This window comes from Pseudomonas sp. SIMBA_067, from assembly GCF_046534675.1.
Lineage (GTDB): Bacteria > Pseudomonadota > Gammaproteobacteria > Pseudomonadales > Pseudomonadaceae > Aquipseudomonas > Aquipseudomonas putida.
In genome coordinates, this window is record NZ_JAWRYH010000578.1 from 1 (window position 1) to 266 (window position 266).

At 70.3% G+C, this 266-nt stretch carries 1 protein-coding gene; it reads right to left on the minus strand.

Going from position 1 to position 266, the window contains the following annotated elements; translation table 11 throughout:
- Positions 1-266: DUF4880 domain-containing protein (locus tag SB765_RS30405; protein ID WP_410932592.1), on the minus strand; the 266-nt coding region annotated here is incomplete at both ends.

The window sequence follows — 266 nt, forward strand, 5'->3', positions numbered from 1 at the left end:
TGCGATAGTCGGCACTCAGCGGCGGCAGAATGTGTTGCTGGCGCAGGCCCCAGGCCGCCGCCGAACCCGCGCCGAGGATCAGCAGCAACTTCAGCGCCTGGCGCCGGCTGTTGGACTTCGGCGCGTTCAACGCCGCGTGGGCCAGGGGCGAAGGCATGCCGCGCAGGCGTTGGTTGACGCGTTGCATATGCGCCCAGGCGCGCTGATGTTCGCTGTGGGCCGCCAGCCACTGTTGCCAGGCCGCGTGCTGACGCGGGTTGAGGCCG